The sequence below is a fragment of the Bradyrhizobium sp. CCBAU 11430 genome (assembly GCF_028128855.1).
In the GTDB taxonomy this organism is placed as follows: Bacteria; Pseudomonadota; Alphaproteobacteria; order Rhizobiales; family Xanthobacteraceae; genus Bradyrhizobium; species Bradyrhizobium ottawaense.
The window spans coordinates 20,732-39,318 of sequence record NZ_LBJV01000004.1 but is presented as its reverse complement, the minus strand read 5'-3'; the positions used below and the strand labels follow the sequence as shown (position 1 = coordinate 39,318).

Sequence of the window (18,587 nt, the reverse complement as noted above, 5' to 3'; positions counted from 1 at the left end):
CGCGATCCACGGCCCTAAAGCCGCTTGATCGCGACGACCTCGCTGCCGGCCTGCCTGATCCGCGCAATCGCAGGCTCGATCGCCTCGATCACCGTCGCCATGTGATGCGCGTTGGCGTGAACCATCGTGCTGCCATCGCGGACGATGGCGACATGGCCCTTCCAGAAAATGAGATCGCCGCGCAGCAAGCTGCTGCGCTCATGCGGCTCCAGCGCGCGGCCGAGCCCCGCCTGCTGCATGTCGCTGTCGCGTGGGCAGCCGATGCCCGCTGATGTCAGCGACACCTGGACGAGGCCGGAGCAATCGATGCCGAAACTGCTTTTGCCGCCCCAGAGATAGGGCGTGCCGGCGAAGCGTTCGGCGACCGTCACGAAATCCGGCTCGCGATGATCGAGCGGGGCGAGATGGGCCTTGGGCAAATATTGTCCATCGCGCGTCACGGCGAAGCTGCCGTCCTCGCGCGCCACAGCCAGCCTGGATCCCATCACGAGCGTATCGGCCGGCGGCAGCTTGATCGAGGGACCGGGGAAGGCGAACGTCCGCAGCGCGCTGACCACATGGGTCGGCGTCGCCGAGGGTTTCATGAGCGCTGCATCCGGCAGCCAGCCGACATAGCCATCGCCATTGAGCTGGCCCCACGCCCAGCCCTCGCCGTTGCGGTCGTAGACCGTGACGCGTTCGCCGCGCAGCGCCTCCGTCATCAGCATCGCGCCCGACGACGGCTGCTCGCGCACCGGCGCGACCGGATCGACCACCTCGAATTCCTCGCCGGTGACGAAGCGATCAGCCTCGACCTTGCCTTCGAGATATTTCGCGGCGAGGTCGCCCCGCGCCGGGGTTATTCGCGGATCATGCATAGCGCTCGCTCAGCAAGGTGTAGATGGCGCGTGCGGCCTGGCACTCGCCGCCTTCGGGACGTGCCGGCTTTGCCGACGGCGTCCAGCCGTAGATGTCGACATGCAGCCAGCTCTTCGCCTGATCGACGAAGCGCTGCAGGAACAGCGCGCAGGTGATCGAGCCGGCAAAGCCGCCTGATGGTGCGTTGGTGATGGTAGCGGTCTTGGAGTCCAGCCAGGAATCGTAAGGCGGCCACAACGGCATGCGCCACAACGGATCGTTCTCCTGCATCGCGCAGCGCGATAGGTCGGCGGCAAGGCTCTCATCATTGGTGTAAAAGGGCGGCAAATCCGGTCCCAGCGCGACACGCGCGGCACCGGTCAGCGTGCCCAGATCGATCAGCAGATCGGGCTTTTCCTCATCAGCCAGCGCCAGCGCGTCGGCGAGCACCAGCCGGCCCTCCGCATCCGTATTGCCGATCTCCACCGTGATGCCCTTGCGCGAAGTAAAGATGTCGAGCGGGCGGAAGGCGTTGCCGGCGACCGCGTTCTCCACCGCCGGAATCAGCACGCGCAGCCGCACCTTCAGCTTCGCATCCATCACCATGCGCGCCAGCGCGAGGACGTTGGCCGCGCCGCCCATGTCCTTCTTCATGATCAGCATGCCGCTCGACGGCTTCAAATCGAGCCCGCCGGTGTCGAAGCAGACGCCCTTGCCGACCAGCGTCACCTTGGGATGATCGGGATCGCCCCAGCCGATGTCGATCAGCCGCGGCGCGCGGTTCGAGGCCATGCCGACGGCGTGGATCAGCGGGAAATTCTTCTCCAGATCATCGCCGACGGTGCAGGCGAAGCTTGCTCCGAACTCTGCGGCGAGGTCTTGCGCGGCGGCAGCCAGCTCCGCCGGCCCCATGTCGTTGGAGGGCGTGTTGATGAGGTCGCGCGCGAGCATCGCCGCATCAGCGATCCGCTCGATCTCGGCCGCATCGACGCCATCGGGCGGCACCAGCCGGACGTCGGGCCTGTCAGCCTTGTGGTATCGCGCGAAGCGGTAGCGCCCGATCGCAAAGGCGAGCGCCGCCAGCCGTGCATCGTGGGGTGCATTGGCAAAGCGATAGATTCCCGGCGGCAGCAGGCCGGGCAGGGCGCCGGGCCGGAACAGGTCGCGCGATCTCGCCCCCTCGTCCTCGAGGCCGAACAGCACCTGTGCGATTGCGCCGTCGGGCGCAGGCAGCGCCAGATAGGCGCCCTGCTTGGCGGCAAAGGCGCATGCCGCGGCGAACGCGCGTTGCTGCGGCGGCAGCGCCTCGGCGACCTGATCCCAGCTCGATTTGGTGACGAAGGTGATCGGGATGGCGGCGGGTGACGTCTCGAAAACAGAAGGCATTGGCGGGTCCGGATCGTCAGATCAAACGGGTCATGCGAATGGATGAGACTTCGCAGAGTTTCGCCGCCGCTGCAATCGGCTTTGCTGCCACCGTTCAGCGAGCCGCTACTCGCGGAAAGGGGGCCATGCTAGGTTCCGGCAACGGTCGCCAGAGTTGGAGATCAGGCGACCGACGACAAAGCGCGCCGGGAGGAAATGCAATGGAATTTGTGTGGAGCGTGGTCACATTCATTGGCGAGGCCATCGAGGCGATTTTCGGCTATGTCGAGCACCACCATTGGATCTTCGCGTTCCTTGCCGGCGGTTACGTCTTCTATCTCCACGACCGCTCCGTCCACGCGCGGTTCGATGCGCTCGACAGGCGCGTCGACGAAATCCGCAAACGGCTTGCCATCGAATATTGATCGGGCGAGACGAAAACGTCGTCGCACGGTCTCGTATCTCGTGTTGAGGGCTGCCGTTCCCGAGAGCGCGGCCTCGACCTGCTGCTGGATTGCAACCGCTCAAGCCTGACGACGCTTGCGAGCGGGAGTATCGACGAGAGCACGGCCCGGGAGCGGTGTTAACGGGGCGTTAGGGTTAACAGTCTATTGCTGGCGCGTTCGGCTCGATCAATCGGCTCGAGAGTCAAAGCGTCATGCGTCTACGGTTCAGTCTTGCCCGGCTTCTTGCGTCCACCTCGCTGGTCGCGGCGGTGGCCATGGGCCTCGGCGGCTGCACGGGCATGTCGAAACTCTCCGACGTGACGGGCTCGATCGGCGGACCACGGGCAGAGGCGACTCCCACCGATCCGGCGCGCGCCGTCGAGGTCTATGGCGAGCGCTACCGCGCCAATCCCAAGGACGCCGATGCCGCGCTCGCTTACGGTCAGGCGTTGCGCGCCAACGGTCAGCGTGCCCAGGCCGCCGCTATGCTCGAGCAGGCGACCATCGCGAATCCCGGCAACAAGGCGCTGCTCGCCCAATATGGCCGCGCCCTCGCCGACAACGGCAATTTCCAGCAGGCCTACGATGTGCTGTCGAAAGCGCATTCGCCTGACAATCCGGACTGGCGCCTGCTCTCGGTGCAGGGCACCGCACTGGACCAGATGGGCCGCCACGAGGAGGCGCGTTCCTACTACGCGAGCGCGCTCAAGATCGCACCGGGTGATCCCGGTGTGCTCTCCAATCTCGGCCTGTCCTACATGTTGTCGAGAGACCTTCCGAAGGCCGAAGAGGCGCTGCGGCAGGCCTACGCCTCGCCGCGTGCGAGCATCCGGGTGCGGCAGAATCTCGGCCTTGTCGTCGGTCTGCAGGGCCGCTTCGCCGAAGCCGAGACCATCGTAAAGGCAGATCTGCCACCGGATCAGGCCGCGGCCAACGTCGCCTATCTCAAGGAGATGCTCAGCCGCAGCGACGCTCCCCGCGGCGCACCGAAGCGGACGCCGGTCGCCTCGCTCAGCCAACCCGACTGATCAGAGCTGATCGTCTCTTCTATCGTCTCGTCCTGAAAGCTGCCCGCGAGCCGCATGCGCGGCCCGTGTCCTGCGTCATTGCATCTCGGAGATCTTGATGCCGGTCGGTCCGAGAATGACCACGAACAGCACGGGCAGGAAGAACAGGATCATCGGCACGGTCAGCTTCGGCGGCAGGGCGGCAGCCTTCTTTTCAGCCTCGTTCATGCGCATGTCGCGATTTTCCTGCGCCATGACGCGCAGGGAATGTCCGAGCGGGGTGCCGTAACGCTCCGCCTGCTGAAGCGCGAGACAGACCGATTTGACCCCCTCGAGTCCGGTGCGTCGCGCCAAATTCTCGTAAGCGACCTTGCGATCCTGCAGATAGGATAATTCGGCCGTGGTCAGCGTGAACTCCTCCGACAGCGCGATCGACTGCCCCACGATCTCGGTGGCGACCTTCCGGAACGCCATCTCGACTGACATGCCGGATTCGATGCAGATCAGAAGCAGGTCGAGCGCGTCGGGAAAGGCGCGCTTGATCGAGAGCTGGCGCTTGGAGATCGCATTCCTGAGGAACAGCATCGGCGCCTGGAGGCCGAGATAGGCGGCGCCGATGCAGATGCCGATCTTGATCGGCATGGCCTGCTGCAGATGCGCGATCAAGAAGACGTAGACGACCGAGCCGATGAAGAGCACCATCGGCGCGACCATGCGGGCAAACAGGAAGGTGATGTAGGGCGCCTGACCGCGGTAACCCGCCATGATCAGCTTGTCGCGCGCAGCTTCCTGCGCGAGCCATTTGGTGAGGTTGAAGTCCTCGACGACCTTGGAGACGAGCTGCTTCGGCGTCTGGCGCAGCGTGACCTTTTCATTCTTGTGAAGGCGCTCACGCTCGCGCTGCCGGATGCGCTCGCGCTCGCTTGCCACCGCCTTCATGCGCTTGGAGAGGCCCTCGCCGGCGAACAGGGGCATCACCAGCGTATAGACGGTGGCGCTGGCGGCAATGGCCGCCAGCATCATGGTCATGAAGTGGACGTCATGTAGTTTCGCGACAAGAAACTGGACCATACTGCACCGTCAGAAATCGAAATTGATCATCTTCTTCATCACCATGATGCCGACCGCCATCCAGACGACGCAGCCGACCAGCATGAGCTGGCCGGTGGGATGGGTCCACAGCACCGAGATGTAATGTGGCGTCGTGAGATAGACGAGGAACATCACGATCGGCGGCAGCGAGCCGATGATGCCGGCCGAGGCCTTGGCTTCCATCGACATGGCCTGGATCTTTTCCCTCATCTTCTTGCGGTCGCGCAGCACCTTGGAAAGGTTGCCGAGCGCTTCGGAGAGGTTGCCGCCGGATTTCTGTTGGATCGAGATGACGATGCCGAAGAAGTTGGCCTCCGGCAACGGCATGCGATCATAGAGCCGCGAGCAGGCCTCGCCGAGCGGCATGCCGATCGCCTGGGTCTCGATGATCGCCAGAAACTCGCTGCGCAGCGGCTCGGGCGCGTCGGCCGCGACGACCTTGATCGATTCGAACAAGGGCAGGCCTGCCTTGATGCCGCGGACGATCACGTCGACCGCATCGGGCAGTGCCGCCAGGAACTTGGCCTCGCGGCGCTTTTTCAGGAAGCCCAGTGCCCAGCGCGGCAGGCCGAAGCCGCCGGCAAAGGCGAGGCCGGCAGCACCGATCAGGCCGCCGCCGGCGAACAGAGCGGCTGCGAAGAACGCGCCCGCCACGGCGGCGGAGACGATCCAGAACTTCTGCGGCGTCCAATCGAGCCCCGCCTGCGACAGGCGGACGGGGAGCGGAGCGCTCTTCTCCTGCAGGCGTCGCGCCTCGAGATCCTTCAGCGTGGTCTCGACCTGCTCGCGGCGCGAGCGCTGGGTCTTCTCGGCCTGGCGGGCCGTGGGCGCCTCGGCGCGGGAGATCGAAGCGCGGCGGCTTTCGGCCTTTCGTTCCCCGGACAGCAGCGGATAGAGGAAGACCCAGGCGATGCCGCCGACCGCTGCGGTGGCAAGGAATGCGAGGGCGAGGACCTGCATGTTCATGCTGAACTGCTCACGTCTTCGGCGCGACTTCCGCCGCGTCCAGCGCAGCGGCAAGGCGCTTCTCGTCGCCGTAATAGCGGGCGCGTTCCCAGAATTTCGGACGGCCGATGCCGGTCGAGCGGTGCCGGCCGATGATCTTGCCGTTGGCGTCCTCGCCGATCATGTCGTAGAGGAAGATGTCCTGGGTGATGATGGTGTCGCCTTCCATGCCCATCACCTCGGTGATGTGGGTGATGCGGCGCGAGCCGTCGCGCAGGCGCGCAGCCTGGACGATGACGTCGATGGAGGCGCAGATCATCTCGCGGATGGTGCGTGAGGGAAGCGAGAAGCCTCCCATCGTGATCATGGATTCGCAGCGCGACAGGGCTTCGCGCGGGTTGTTGGCGTGCAGCGTGCCCATCGATCCGTCATGGCCGGTGTTCATGGCCTGGAGCAGGTCGAACGCCTCGGGTCCGCGGACCTCGCCGACGATGATGCGCTCGGGGCGCATACGCAGGCAGTTGCGCACCAGCTCGCGCATGGTGATCTGGCCTTCGCCTTCGATGTTGGGCGGTCGGGTTTCCAGCCGCACCACGTGAGGCTGCTGGAGCTGGAGCTCGGCGGCGTCCTCGCAGGTGATGACGCGCTCGTCATGCTCGATATAGTTGGTCAGGCAGTTGAGCAGCGTGGTCTTGCCGGAGCCGGTGCCGCCGGAGATCAGCACGTTGCAGCGGACGCGACCGATGATCTGGAGGATTTCGGCGCCTTCCGGCGAGATCGCGCCGAACTTGACCAGTTGATCGAGCGTCAGCTTGTCCTTCTTGAATTTGCGGATGGTGAGCGTGGGGCCGTCGATCGACAGCGGCGGCACGATGGCGTTGACGCGGGAGCCGTCGGCAAGGCGCGCGTCGCAGATCGGCGAGGATTCGTCGACGCGCCGGCCGACCTGGCTGACGATGCGCTGGCAGATGTTGAGGAGCTGCTGGTTGTCGCGGAAGCGGATTCCCGTGCGCTGGATTTTGCCGGCGACTTCGATGTAGACGGTGTTGGCGCCGTTGACCATGATGTCGGCGATGTCGTCGCGCGACAGCAGCGGCTCGAGCGGGCCGTAGCCGAGAACGTCGTTGCAGATGTCGTCGAGCAGTTCCTCCTGCTCGGCGATCGACATCACGATGTTCTTGATCGCGATGATCTCGTTGACGATGTCGCGGATTTCCTCGCGCGCGGACTCCGAATCGAGCTTGGCGAGCTGGGCGAGGTCGATCGCCTCGATCAGCGCGCCGAAGATGGTCGCCTTGACCTCGTAATAATTGTCCGACCGCCGGCTCTCCATGGCCGGAGGCGGCGGCGCCTTGGCAGGCGCAAGCGGCGGCGAGGCGACGGCCGGCGGAGGCGGGGCGCGCGACACCGTCGGCGCCGGAGCCTGGGCAGGCTCGGGCGACACGGCGCCGGGCTTGGGCGCCCGAAGGTCGGTGTCTGTTCCGCTACGCTTACCGAACACTTAACAACTCCATGCGGCGGCTTATTTTCCCCGCAACTTGTCAATCAGGGGTGAAAGCAGGGACGACTTTTGTTTCTTGGTCTCGCTGCGGCCGGTCAGGCGCTGCGCGATCTGAAGAAACATCTCGATCGACTTGTGGTTGGCGGAGATCTCCGCGATCATCTGGCCGTTGTTGGCGGCCGAGCCGAAGATCTGCGGCTCGAACGGGATCGAGACGATCGGCTGGCTCTCGATCGCCTTGGCGAACTCCGCGGCGGCGATTTCGGGGCGTTTCGGCACGCCGACCTGGTTCAGGCAGTAGAGCGGTGGCCGGTCGTTGGGGCGCGCGGCCTTCAACAGATCGAACAGGTTCTTGGTATTGCGCAAATTGGCGAGGTCGGGCGCGGCCACGATCAGGATGTCGTCCGCTCCGATCAGGGCGCGCTTGGTCCAGCCCGACCATTGATGCGGTATGTCGAGCACGATGCAGGGCATGGTGGAGCGCAGGGTGTCGAACACGGCGTCGAAGGCGTCGGTGCCGAAATCATAGACCCGGTCGAGCGTCGCCGGCGCCGCCAGCAGGCTGAGATGGTCGGTGCATTTCGACAGCAGGCGGTCGATGAAGGCGGTGTCGACGCGATCGGGCGAGAACACGGCGTCGGCAATGCCCTGCGGCGGGTCCTGGTTGTAGTCGAGCCCGGCGGTGCCGAAGGCGAGGTCGAGATCGGCGACGACGGCGTCCATGGCGAGGTCGCGCGCGATCGCCCAGGCGACATTATGGGAGATGGTGGAAGCCCCGACGCCGCCCTTGGCGCCGACCACGGCGATGATGCGGCCGACCGCCTTGGCTTCTGGTGCGGAAAACAGGTTGCAGATCGAGCGCACGACATCGATCGCGCCGACCGGCGCGAGCACGTAGTCGCTGACACCGCGTCGCACCAGCTCACGGTAGAGTGTGACGTCGTTGATGCGGCCGATCACGACCACGCGGGTGCCGGCGTCGCAGACGGTGGCGAGCTGGTCGAGCCCGCCCAGCAGGTCGTTGCGTCCGTCGCTTTCGAGCACGATGACGTTCGGCGTCGGGGCCGAGCGGTAGGCCTCGGTTGCAGCGGCCATGCCCCCCATCTGGATCTTCAGATGGGCCTTGCCGAGACGGCGGTCTTCGCCGGCCGACTGGACCGCAGCAGCAGTCTCCACGGTCTCGCAGAAGGCCTGGACCGAGACGCGCGGCGCGGGCGCAATATGCTCCTCGACTGGCGGAGGAGCTGCGTCCGGCTGCTCTTCGTGTATCTGGCGAGCGTAGCTGATCATTTGCCGGTGTCGCTGAGTTTGGCCTTGTCGGCCTCGGGATAGGTGGTCGTCGTCGTGACACCCTTGCGATACTTCTCGAGAGCGGTGATGCGCCGCGGCGTGTAGGACGGAGTCTCAGGCCGCGGCTGCTCGAGGTCCGACGGATTGTCGACCATCGCCGCGAGGTTGCGCTGATAGGCGCAGCCGTAATTGTAGTAGTCCTTGTTCTCGAACCACCTCTTGTTCTTTATCGAAGGGCCGACGTCTTCCGGCCACAGGCCGCAGGGACCCGCGACCGCGGCGATCTTGGAATAAGTGAGCCGGATCGGCGGCAGGAAGCGCTTGTCTTCCGGCTGGTAGGGTCGAACGTTGACGCCGCGCGGCGGAACGCCTGCTCCCGCCAGCATCGCCTGGATTTCACGCATCGTGTCCGCGACCGGACGCGCATTGGGCGTGCCGGACGGCACGTCGATACGGATGGCGCCCGTGCCTTCGTGCAACCATGCCGATGCGACACCCATCACGTCCGCGCGCTGGGCGGCGGTCAATCCGCCGCGGGCATGGCCGACGAAGACGACGATCGAACGATTTTGCTCCTCGATCGCGATCGGATGGCGCTGCTTGTAGTCGTCGGGAATGGAGGCCGTGACGGCTTCGTCATGCTGGCACCCGCCGAGCGCGAGCGCCATGCCGATGAGCGCGCCACCGAGACGGATGGCGCGTTTGCGAAGCTGGGGTGGTCTTGTGATCATCGTGAAGTCCCCGTTCCGCCTCAGTCGGTGATGAAGCCGTAGGTGCCGCGGTAGTTCTTGGCCGGCTCGGTCCGGCCGGGCACGCCGTAGATGCGGTTGATATTGCCGAGCAGCTGGGCCTGTGGATCCGCAGGCGGGGCGAAGCCGTCATCCGGCCGCGACAGGTCCTTTGGCGCCACCGCGCGAACGACGTAGGGCGTCACGATCACGACCAGCTCGGTCGCGTTGTTGACGAAGTCGCGGCTGCGGAACAGCGTGCCGAGGACCGGGAGCTGCATCAGTCCCGGCAATCCGCTGACTGCCTGCTTGGTCTGCTGCTGGATCAGGCCGGCCATCGCCATCGCGCCGCCGGAGGGAATTTCCAGCGAGGTCTCGGCACGGCGGGTCCTGATCGAGGGCACCGTCACCGAGTTCACCGACGTCGAGGTCACGGCCTGCGACAGCGTGATCGCATTCTCGTTCGACAGCTCCGAGACCTCGGTCATCACCCGCAGGCTGATCTTGCCTTCGCTCAGCACCACGGGGGTGAAGTTGAGCGAGATGCCGAACTTCTTGAAGCTGATCTGGGTGGTACAGACATGCGTGGTGGGATCGCACGCATAGCCCGCCGGCACCGGGAATTCGCCGCCGGCGATGAACGTTGCCGATTCACCGGAGATCGCGGTCAGGTTCGGTTCGGCCAGCGTGCGGATCACGCCAGCGGTTTCCATCGCGCGCAGGGTGGCCTGCACCGACGGCGCCGCGCCGAACTTCGTGGTCAGATTGTTGCCGTCCACGAGGTTGTGGCCGAGAGCGGTGAACGGATTCGAGTTGGAGAAGCTCACCACCGACGTGCCGTAGTTGAGGTTCGCGGTCAGGTCGATGCCGAGCTGCTTGACGATGTTGCGCTGGACTTCGGCCACCGTCACCTTGAGCATGACCTGGTCGCGGCCGCGGACCACGATCGAGTTCACCACCTTGTCGGCGCCGCCGGCCAGGCGCGCGGCGAGGTCGTTGGCCTGCTGCGCTTCCATCGGGTTCGCCGCCGTGCCGGTCAGGACGATGCCGTCGCCGAGTCCGTCGATCTGGATGTCTGAATGCGGCAGGACCTGCTTCAGCGCCGCCCGCACACCGTTGAGGTCGCGCTTGACCGCGATGTCATAGGCCGCGATCTGCTGGCCTGCAGAATCGAAGAACACGATGTTGGTCTGGCCGAGCGCGGCGCCGATGATGTAGGCGCGCTGCGCCGAGCGGACCACCGCATTGGCGATCTTGGGGTCAGCGACCAGCACGTCCTTGATGTCGCGCGGAAGGTCGATCACCACGGACTTGCCGATGCCGAGCGAGAGGAAGCGGGCGTTCATCTGACCGTCGGCAGCGACCGGCGCGCCGGGGCGATAGTCGGCGGCGACCACGGGGCTCAGCACCGGGTTGAATGCCAGCGCGAAGGCGGCCGAAAACGACAGGGCGCGGACCATGGAGGTTCGCATCGTCGCTATATCTGCCCTGCATTTCATGTCGCCTGTCCTCATCGTGCTTTCGCCGTCGAGCTCGGAATGCCGTAGCGAATGATCGAGACGCCGTCGCGCTTCTGGGCGGATTCGTCGAGCGTGATCTCGCTCATCTTGACGTCGGCAATGCTGCGCAGCGCCAGCGAGAGCGTTCCGGCCTGACGGGCCGAAGAAAGCGCCTGGGTCTGTGCGGAAGTGAGTTCCAGGGTCACGGTCTTGCCGACCACGGCGTTCTGGCCGTCCTTCTCCTTCGGGGCCTGGTCGATGGCGAGGACGCGCACATTGACCAGGATGATCTCGGACGTGACGACGTCCTGGCCCCCGGCGGCCTGGTCCGGGTTCTTGAGGCGGCGCGTGAGCAGGACGTCGACGCGGTCATTGGGCAGGATGAAGCCGCCTGCGCCGGTCTCCGGCGAGATTTCGGTCGAGATGGCCCGCATGCCGCTGGGCAGGATGGCCGCCATGAATCCGGAGCCCTCGGCCTTGACCAGCTTCTGGTCGCGGATCGGCTCACCCTGAATGAAGGGGGCGCGCGCGATCGAACCGGTCACCTGGGTCACGCCCTCGGGACGCTCGTTGCGGCGGATGAAGGTGGCGCTGGCGGTCGCGGCCGGCCAGGTCTGCCATTGCAGATCTTCCGGCTTCACGGTCTGGCCGAGACCGATGTCGTTCTTGGCCACGAGGACGTCGACGGTCGGAAGCTGCGCGACCGGCGCCGGAGGCGGCGCAGAATTGTCCGAGCCGCTCGCCAGGTACGCGGCGACACCGCCGGCGCAGATGGCGACCGCCAGGACGACAATGCGTGCCCTATTCATACGCTTCACTTTCCAACAAAACGCCGCGACGCTGACGCCGCCGTAATCGGCAGTTGACCAGCTATTCGTCAAAGCATGGTTAATGAGGCGTATCTAAATCGCCTTAACGCCGGGTTTACCCGGTGCGTTCAGCGCAGCGCGAGGTGAGCGAGATCAATCGCCTTCACCCATTCGGTCTCCGGGTAGACCATCAGCGCACTCAGTGCGAGCGCGATGCCGTAGGGGATGCCGCTCTCCTTGGCATGCAGCCGGGCGAGCCAGGCCTGGCCCGCCAGCCCGTAGGGCAGCGGCCATTGCCGGAACTGGAGCAGGAGCAGCGTCAGCGCCCCGCCGAACAGCGAGGCGTAGAGCAGGAAGTTCATCAGTTGTGCGAAGCCGAACCAGAGTGCGACGGAGGCCGCGACCTTGGCGTCGCCGCCGCCGACCCAGCCCATCGCAAAACAGGTGAAGGCGATGACCAAAAGAAGCGCGCCGGCGCCGACATGACTGAGCATCTCGTAAGGTGCCATGCCACCGGCGAGGGCAAGTGCGAAGAAGCCGGCGACCAGCGCCAGCGACACGCGGTTCGAGATCGTCATCGTGAAGAGATCGCTCGCGGCAGCAAACGCCATCAGGGCCGGGAAGAGCAGAAGGCGCGCAAGGTCGAGGATCATGGCTGCGTCTTGAGGCCTGGGGTTTGCCGCGGGAACTGGGCGTCGGGCGATGCTAGCCGGCAGTGCTAAACAAACCGACAACGGCAGCAAGCGACCCACGCGGCTGAAACCGCGGAACGCGTCATTACCAGAGGCTGGCAATGCGCACGGCGAGCGCGGCCGTCGCAAGCAGCAGCGCAAGGCAGACCCAATAGACCGGCGAGCCGGCCTGAGCCGCCGCCGTCTCGTTTGCCGCGATCGCGGCATCGGTTCTGTACTTACGCAACGCCACTGGAACTCGCCGTCTTCGGAAAAACAAAGGCCCCGGAGATCCGGGGCTTTTGCCGTCGTTCGTCGGTCGCTTACTTCAGCGAGCTGCTGATCGAGGTGAACTTGGCGTTCAGCGTGGTGCCGAGGTTGTTGACGACGGTGATGATGGCCAGCGCGATGCCGGCGGCGATCAGACCGTATTCGATGGCGGTGGCGCCGGATTCATCCTTCGCGAAACGTGCAATCAAGTTCTTCATGAACATAACTCCATCTGGGGTGGGGATCGCCTCGTTCGGCGCCGTCTTTGACCCGATGACCATGAGAGCCGAGCTCTTTCGGTAGAGTTAATTCGATCGGGCAAACCCGCTTGCGGCGCGATGCTTTGGCCCAGAGTGAATTTCGTCTTAAGGCGGCGCCTGTAATTCGTTCCGGTTCCAGATGTACCGTCGGCGCAGCACCGGCTTCACGCTCCCTTAAATTTAGCGGCGTAGGCGTAACTGAGCTGGAATTCGCAAGAGAGGCGACGATGTCGAGCCTGCCCATGCAAGTCGCCCTGATGCTCGGCGAGACCATCGTCAAGGTGATCCCCGTCACCTTCGCACTCGCGGCGGTCTTCACCGTGCTCGAGCATTTCTGGGCCTGCAATGCCGGCGCGCCGTGGTGGCGCAAGCGCGAGATCGTCACCGACATCTGCTACTGGTTCTTCGTTCCGGTGTTCGCCCGCACGATGCGGATCGGACTTCTGATCGTCGGCGCGAGCCTCGTCTTCAACATCCACGACGCCGACGAACTCATCGCCTTCTACGACAATGGCCACGGCCCGCTGTCGTTGATGCCGCTCTGGGTCCAGGCCGTATTGTTCCTGGTCCTGTCCGACTTCATGCTGTACTGGCTGCACCGGCTGTTCCACGGCGGCGGGTTCTGGAAGTACCACGCGATCCATCACTCCTCGGAGGAGATAAGCTGGATTTCGGCGGCCCGCTTCCATCCCGTCAATCTCGTGCTCGGCACCATCGGCGTCGACGTCGTGCTGCTGATGGCCGGCATTTCCCCGAACGCGATGGTCTGGCTCGCCCCGTTCACGACCTTCCATTCGGCCTTCGTGCACGCCAACCTGAACTGGAGCTTCGGGCCGTTCAGATATTTGTTGGCGACGCCGGTGTTCCACCGCTGGCACCACACCTCGCTCGAGGAGGGCGGCGACACCAATTTTGCCGGCACGTTCCCGATCTGGGACGTTCTGTTCGGCACCTTCCGTATGCCCGAGGGTAAACTGCCGCAGGATTACGGCAAGGACGAAGCGACCATGCCGAAGGAGATCGCGGGCCAGTTCGCCTATCCATTCCGCCGCTAGCCTCGAAGGCGGTAAAACGCCAGTCTGTTCAAACAATAGTCGGCGAGTTTGCGGAACGTTCACGAATTAAGGGCAGGTTAGCCGGGTCGGGCACTGGCTCTGTTGTATCGAGTCGCTTCTGCCGGTTTGTGACGTCCCGGGGGTAAGAGTATGCGTAAAGAATTGCTGCGCCGTCGGGCGCGCGTTTGTCTTCTGGTTGCGGCCGCGGTGCTGGCATCGCCGGCTGCCGGCCTTGCCGACCCCACCGCCGACACCATCGCTGTCAATGTCGACCAGGCCAAGCTGGTGCGGCTGCCCGGCAAGGTGGCGACCATCGTGGTCGGCAATCCCCTGATCGCCGACGTCACGCTCCAGCCCGGCGGCATGATCGTCGTGACCGGCAAGGGCTATGGTGCCACCAATTTCATCGCGCTCGACCGGGCCGGCGAGATTCTGGTCGATCGCCAGATCCAGGTCGAAGGTCCGAGCGACCGGCTCGTCACCGTCTATCGCGGGATCGAGCGCGAGTCCTACAGCTGCGTGCCGCTTTGCCAGCGTCGCGTGACGCTCGGCGACAGCGACACCTACTTCAACAACACGATGAGCCAGGCCGGCTCGCTGAGCGCCAGCGCCAGCGGTGGTGGTGGCGGTCCGCCCAAGTCCAACTAGCGGCACCGATCGGCGGGTTTGCCCGGACAGTATCCTGGCAGACCGCTTTGCAGATGCGAGCCAGAGGGCTCTGCGCGCCCGCCGCGCTTTCCGTGGGCTCGGGGCGCTGCTGGTTAACGCATTCTTAACGGCGCGGTCCGCCGGCTGCGGATCGCCTGAAACACTTAAACAATCAGTTTCCGCTATTGAACGGGACAGTTGATCGCCCGTTGCTGGGGAATTTGACGCGATGCCATCGCCTGCACCTACGAGGTTCACACTCCGGAAAGCGCTGGGCCGGTTTTGCGGCAACCGCCGCGGTTCCGCGGCCGTCGAGTTCGCCCTGGTCGCGCCGATGTTCTTCGGGCTGCTGTTCGCCATCATCGAAACGGCGCTCATGTTCTTCGCGAGCCAGGTGCTCGAGACCATCTCGCAAAATTCCGCGCGCGCGATTCTGACCGGCCAGGCGCAAGCGCAGGGCGGTTCGGTGGCGGCTTGTCAGACCACGCCCAACGTTGTCATGGCGTGCGACCAGACGACGTTCAAGGCCTATGTGTGCACGCAGATCCCGGCACTGTTTGATTGCAGCAAACTCTACGTCGACGTCGTGAGCACCAGCTCCTTCGGGGCGCTAAGCCTGACGAACTACGGCGATTCCTGCAATTTCAACCCGACCGGCATGCAGTACAGTGCCGGGACCTCCGGCCAGGTGGTCGTGGTGCGGCTGTTCTATCAGTGGCCGCTCATCGTCACCGGCCTCGGTTACAATATCGGGTGCAGCAACAAACGGCTGATGGTGGCGACCACGGCCTTCAAGAACGAACCCTTCTGAGACAGATGGATCCGAGCGGACCGATGCAGGCGATTGCGAATATCTGGCGGAATGGATGTTGTTCCGTGCGCGACTTCGTCGCCGACAAGCGCGCGCTCGCGGCGACCGAATTTGCGGTCATCGTTCCGCTGATGCTGGTGATGTTCTTCGGCACCGTCGAGTTTTCGTCGGCCGTGGCGATAGATCGCAAGGTCACGTTGATCGCGCGGGCTCTGTCCGATTTGGCATCGCAGTCGGTCAAGCTCACCGATGCCGACATGAAGGATACGTTCACGGCGAGCATCTCGGTCATCATGCCCTACGACGCTACCCTGGTGAAGGGCACGGTCTCCCAGATCCAGATCGATGCCAACAGCATCGCCACGATCCAGTGGAGCAGGGCCGGCACCATTGCGAGCGGTGCGACGCAAGCGACGCTGGCGACCTCGGCCCGCAAGCCCGGCGACAAGGTCACCAGCATGATTCCTGCGTCGCTGTTGATTCCGTCGACCTACCTCATACTCAGCGAGGCAAGCTACACTTACACGCCTTCCGTAGGCTATGTGTTGAAGTCGAGCTTACCCTTGAGCGATGTGTCCTACACCCGGCCGCGTCAGGTCGCCTGCGTTCCCTATCCCTACCCAGATAACAACAACCAAACGACGTGCTGACATCGGCGAGCAGGCGCCAAAATGAAAAAGGCCGTGCGTTGCGCACGGCCTTCTTGCTTTCTTTGGCTTGCGCGAGCCGATCGGGCCAAGCGCCCGGCGGACTCAGCCTTCGGAGCGGAGGTTGTCCGCTGCCGACTTGCCGGAACGGCGGTCGGCCACGATCTCGTAGGAAAGCTTCTGGCCTTCACGCAGCGTGCCGAGGCCCGCACGCTCCACAGCGCTGATGTGGACGAACACGTCCTGGCCGCCGTCGTCGGGCTGAATGAAGCCGAAGCCCTTGGTCGCGTTAAACCACTTCACGGTTCCCATGCTCACGGGGATAGTCCCTTCTCAGATAACACAATGTTAGAGCCTGCTTGCGCAGGCCGGTTAGATCGAATTTTGGAAGGGTCGTCAGCGTGTCTGAACCGGCTGTACCGGTGGATGCTAATGTCGTCCGGCCGAAAATCGATAAATTCATTTTATCGGAATTGAGGCCTCAAAACAATCCGGACATGCACGATTTTTTGATCCGCCGCGATGTCCGCGGCGGATCCACATAAAGGTCGGAATCTTACTTCCGCGCTCAAGCGCCTAGCGACGGCGGAACTGGCCGCCGCGCTGGCCCGGGCGAGGCGGTCCACCCACCCCGCTGGGACGCTCGTCCTTGTGGCGGAAAATCAGCCGGCCCTTCTCGAGGTCATAGGGCGACATCTCCACCGTCACGCGGTCGCCGGCCAGCGTCTTGATGCGGTTCTTCTTCATCTTGCCGGCGGTATAGGCGACGATCTCGTGTCCGGCGTCGAGCTGCACGCGGTAGCGTGCGTCGGGGAGGATTTCGGTGACCAGTCCTTCGAACTGGATCAGCTCTTCCTTAGCCATGAATTTCTCCAGGTCGTGGACGGCTAGTGCGAATAGGGTTTGCGGTTCGGTTGGCCGTTCGGCCGACTCTCACGGCGCAAAAAGGCAACGCCTTGTATCCCATCAGCTGCCCCGGCGCTATGCGCGGAACGCTGTTCTGGACGACTGCCTGCAGAAGAATGCGGCTTCCCGCCAGAGCGTGGACGACGAGACCCCTTTGAGCCCTTCGGGCCATTGCCGGGCCGCCCGTCAGCATGTCGCGCTTCGCCGCCATGTCGGCCTTCACCGGGGCGTCCATCGCCGTGCTTGCCGGCGCTATGGTGGCGTCCGTCGGAATGTCGTTCGTCGCTACGGCGCCCGTCACCGTGGCGTCCCTCGCCGTGCCTTGCGCCTTGCGGACGTTGGCCCGGGCGGCCTCCGCGGCCCTGTCGTTGCTGCGGCGCGGGAGGACCCGCATCGCGGCGGCCGGCGTCGGTGCGGAGATCTTCGCGCGGCAATGCCACCTTGATCAGCCGTTCGATGTCACGGAGATAGCTGAGTTCCTCGCCGCCCGCGACCAGCGAGATCGCGGTGCCGTCGGCGCCGGCGCGCGCGGTGCGGCCGATGCGGTGGACGTAGGTTTCCGGCACGTTGGGCAGGTCGAAATTGATGACGTGGCTGATGCCGTCGACGTCGATGCCGCGGGCGGCGATGTCGGTGGCGACCAGGGTGCGGATCTCGCCCGAGCGGAACTGGGCCAGCGTCCGTTCGCGATGGTTCTGCGACTTGTTACCGTGGATGGCGCTGGCGGGGATGCCGGCCTTCTCGAGTGACTTCACCACCTTGTCCGCGCCGTGCTTGGTGCGGGTGAAGACCAGGGCGCGGTTGACCGGCTCGTCCTTCAGAAGCTTGGTCAGGAAGGCGGGCTTGGCGGAGAAATCGACCTGGACGATGCGTTGATTGATGCGCTCGGCGGTCGAGGAGACCGGGGTCACCGCGACGCGGGCGGGGTCCCGCAGCATCGCGTTCGCCAGCTCGGCGATGTCCTTCGGCATGGTGGCCGAGAAGAACAGCGTCTGCCGCTTGATCGGCAGCTTGGAGACGATTTTGCGGATGTCGTTAATGAAGCCCATGTCGAGCATGCGGTCGGCCTCGTCGAGCACGAGGAACTCGACGCTCGACAGTTTCAGCCCGTTGCTCTGCACGAGGTCGAGCAGGCGGCCGGGGGTGGCGACCAGCACTTCGACGCCCTGCATTAGCGAGCGGACCTGACGGCCCATCGGAACGCCGCCGATGGCGAGCGTCGAGGACAGGCGGATGTGACGGCCATAGGCGTTGAAGCTGTCGAGGATCTGGCCGGACAGCTCGCGGGTCGGCGACAACACCAGGACGCGGGTCGTCTTGGGCTGCGGCTTGATACGGTGCTCGAGCAGGCGGTGCAGGATCGGCAGTGCGAAGGACGCGGTCTTGCCGGTACCGGTCTGGGCGATACCGACGACGTCGCGGCCGGTCAGCGCCGTGGGAATGGTCTGGGCCTGGATGGGGGTGGGGGTGACGTAATTCTCTTCTTGAAGAGCGCGCGCGATGGGTTCGGCGAGGCCGAAGTCCTGAAACGAAGTCAAAAGAGGGGTTCTTTCCATGTCAAAAGCGGGCGCCCGGCGCATTCAGCGCGGCGCACGCAAAAGGGTGTCGAGAAGACACCTGCGTGTTTGGGGTGTCGGATGGCTTGGGAGATATGGGGCAAGCCAGAGGCCCGTAAGGGCTTAAGAACACGCGGCTCGCAACGACCCCTTGATTCGCAAGAGGTCTCGGCCGCTTATATGGAACATCGAGGGGGCGCTTTCAAGGCAAGCTCGTTCAAAATGGCGATTGCGGTGCAGAAAT

General features: G+C 64.6%; 21 protein-coding genes. 6 read left to right on the top strand and 15 right to left on the bottom strand.

The window, feature by feature from the left end; translation table 11 throughout:
- Positions 1-14: 14 nt before the first annotated feature.
- Together XI04_RS02760 and XI04_RS02755 are read right to left on the bottom strand one after the other, a co-directional pair.
- Positions 15-857 (bottom strand): C40 family peptidase, encoded by an 843-nt coding sequence (locus XI04_RS02760; protein WP_028142108.1) that lies wholly within the window; start codon positions 855-857, stop codon positions 15-17.
- Complete coding sequence (locus XI04_RS02755) at positions 850-2,223, bottom strand: leucyl aminopeptidase family protein (protein ID WP_038950028.1); 1,374 nt, start codon at positions 2,221-2,223, stop codon at positions 850-852. The genes XI04_RS02760 and XI04_RS02755 overlap by 8 nt, the downstream gene beginning before the upstream one ends.
- 200 nt (positions 2,224-2,423) lie before the next feature.
- On the opposite strand from XI04_RS02755, the gene XI04_RS02750 reads away from it, so the two are divergent.
- Positions 2,424-2,627 (top strand): hypothetical protein, encoded by a 204-nt coding sequence (locus XI04_RS02750; RefSeq protein WP_018318792.1) that lies wholly within the window; start codon positions 2,424-2,426, stop codon positions 2,625-2,627.
- 233 nt (positions 2,628-2,860) lie between these two features.
- Positions 2,861-3,676, top strand: a complete 816-nt coding sequence (locus XI04_RS02745) for a tetratricopeptide repeat protein (protein ID WP_038950029.1) — start codon at positions 2,861-2,863, stop codon at positions 3,674-3,676.
- A 75-nt stretch (positions 3,677-3,751) separates the two neighbouring features.
- On the opposite strand, the gene XI04_RS02740 is transcribed toward XI04_RS02745, so the two are convergent.
- The 10 genes from XI04_RS02740 to XI04_RS02695 all read right to left on the bottom strand — a co-directional run bounded on the left by XI04_RS02740 (position 3,752) and on the right by XI04_RS02695 (position 12,678).
- Positions 3,752-4,726 (bottom strand): type II secretion system F family protein, encoded by a 975-nt coding sequence (locus XI04_RS02740; protein ID WP_028142105.1) that lies wholly within the window; start codon positions 4,724-4,726, stop codon positions 3,752-3,754.
- A 9-nt stretch (positions 4,727-4,735) separates the two neighbouring features.
- On the bottom strand, positions 4,736-5,713 hold the full coding sequence (locus XI04_RS02735) for a type II secretion system F family protein (RefSeq protein WP_028142104.1): 978 nt from the start codon (positions 5,711-5,713) through the stop codon (positions 4,736-4,738).
- Positions 5,714-5,723: 10 nt separating this feature from the next.
- Positions 5,724-7,193: a CpaF family protein gene (locus XI04_RS02730; protein WP_028142103.1), complete on the bottom strand. Its 1,470-nt coding sequence runs from the start codon at positions 7,191-7,193 to the stop codon at positions 5,724-5,726.
- A 21-nt stretch (positions 7,194-7,214) separates the two neighbouring features.
- On the bottom strand, positions 7,215-8,483 hold the full coding sequence (locus XI04_RS02725) for an AAA family ATPase (protein WP_028142102.1): 1,269 nt from the start codon (positions 8,481-8,483) through the stop codon (positions 7,215-7,217).
- A complete protein-coding gene (locus XI04_RS02720) occupies positions 8,480-9,214 on the bottom strand; it encodes a CpaD family pilus assembly protein (protein ID WP_038971338.1) in 735 nt (244 codons plus the stop codon). Before XI04_RS02720 ends, XI04_RS02725 begins: the two co-directional genes overlap by 4 nt.
- 20 nt (positions 9,215-9,234) lie before the next feature.
- Entirely contained in the window at positions 9,235-10,710 is a 1,476-nt protein-coding gene (locus XI04_RS02715; protein WP_038950033.1) for a type II and III secretion system protein family protein, read from the bottom strand.
- Between the two features lie 11 nt (positions 10,711-10,721).
- On the bottom strand, positions 10,722-11,519 hold the full coding sequence (cpaB, locus tag XI04_RS02710; protein WP_038950034.1) for a Flp pilus assembly protein CpaB: 798 nt from the start codon (positions 11,517-11,519) through the stop codon (positions 10,722-10,724).
- Between the two features lie 128 nt (positions 11,520-11,647).
- A complete protein-coding gene (locus XI04_RS02705) occupies positions 11,648-12,172 on the bottom strand; it encodes an A24 family peptidase (RefSeq protein ID WP_028142098.1) in 525 nt (174 codons plus the stop codon).
- Positions 12,173-12,296: 124 nt separating this feature from the next.
- Complete coding sequence (locus XI04_RS02700) at positions 12,297-12,443, bottom strand: hypothetical protein (protein ID WP_162832269.1); 147 nt, start codon at positions 12,441-12,443, stop codon at positions 12,297-12,299.
- Positions 12,444-12,513: 70 nt separating this feature from the next.
- Positions 12,514-12,678: a Flp family type IVb pilin gene (locus XI04_RS02695; RefSeq protein ID WP_007599783.1), complete on the bottom strand. Its 165-nt coding sequence runs from the start codon at positions 12,676-12,678 to the stop codon at positions 12,514-12,516.
- Between the two features lie 269 nt (positions 12,679-12,947).
- On the opposite strand from XI04_RS02695, the gene XI04_RS02690 reads away from it, so the two are divergent.
- The 4 genes from XI04_RS02690 (at position 12,948) to XI04_RS02675 (ending at position 15,884) form a co-directional block, all read left to right on the top strand.
- Positions 12,948-13,775 carry a sterol desaturase family protein gene (locus tag XI04_RS02690; protein WP_028142097.1) on the top strand — a complete coding sequence of 276 codons (828 nt, stop codon included), beginning with the start codon at positions 12,948-12,950 and terminating at the stop codon, positions 13,773-13,775.
- Positions 13,776-13,925: 150 nt separating this feature from the next.
- Complete coding sequence (locus tag XI04_RS02685) at positions 13,926-14,423, top strand: pilus assembly protein N-terminal domain-containing protein (protein ID WP_038950036.1); 498 nt, start codon at positions 13,926-13,928, stop codon at positions 14,421-14,423.
- Positions 14,424-14,652: 229 nt separating this feature from the next.
- On the top strand, positions 14,653-15,234 hold the full coding sequence (locus tag XI04_RS02680) for a TadE/TadG family type IV pilus assembly protein (protein WP_038950038.1): 582 nt from the start codon (positions 14,653-14,655) through the stop codon (positions 15,232-15,234).
- A 23-nt stretch (positions 15,235-15,257) separates the two neighbouring features.
- Positions 15,258-15,884: a TadE/TadG family type IV pilus assembly protein gene (locus XI04_RS02675; RefSeq protein ID WP_028142094.1), complete on the top strand. Its 627-nt coding sequence runs from the start codon at positions 15,258-15,260 to the stop codon at positions 15,882-15,884.
- A 102-nt stretch (positions 15,885-15,986) separates the two neighbouring features.
- On the opposite strand, the gene XI04_RS02670 is transcribed toward XI04_RS02675, so the two are convergent.
- From XI04_RS02670 to XI04_RS02660, 3 genes are all read right to left on the bottom strand, one after another.
- Positions 15,987-16,199: a cold-shock protein gene (locus XI04_RS02670; protein ID WP_028142093.1), complete on the bottom strand. Its 213-nt coding sequence runs from the start codon at positions 16,197-16,199 to the stop codon at positions 15,987-15,989.
- A 258-nt stretch (positions 16,200-16,457) separates the two neighbouring features.
- A complete protein-coding gene (gene infA / locus XI04_RS02665) occupies positions 16,458-16,745 on the bottom strand; it encodes a translation initiation factor IF-1 (RefSeq protein ID WP_008131890.1) in 288 nt (95 codons plus the stop codon).
- A gap of 23 nt (positions 16,746-16,768) precedes the next feature.
- A complete protein-coding gene (locus XI04_RS02660) occupies positions 16,769-18,367 on the bottom strand; it encodes a DEAD/DEAH box helicase (RefSeq protein WP_038974843.1) in 1,599 nt (532 codons plus the stop codon).
- Positions 18,368-18,587: the final 220 nt, after the last annotated feature.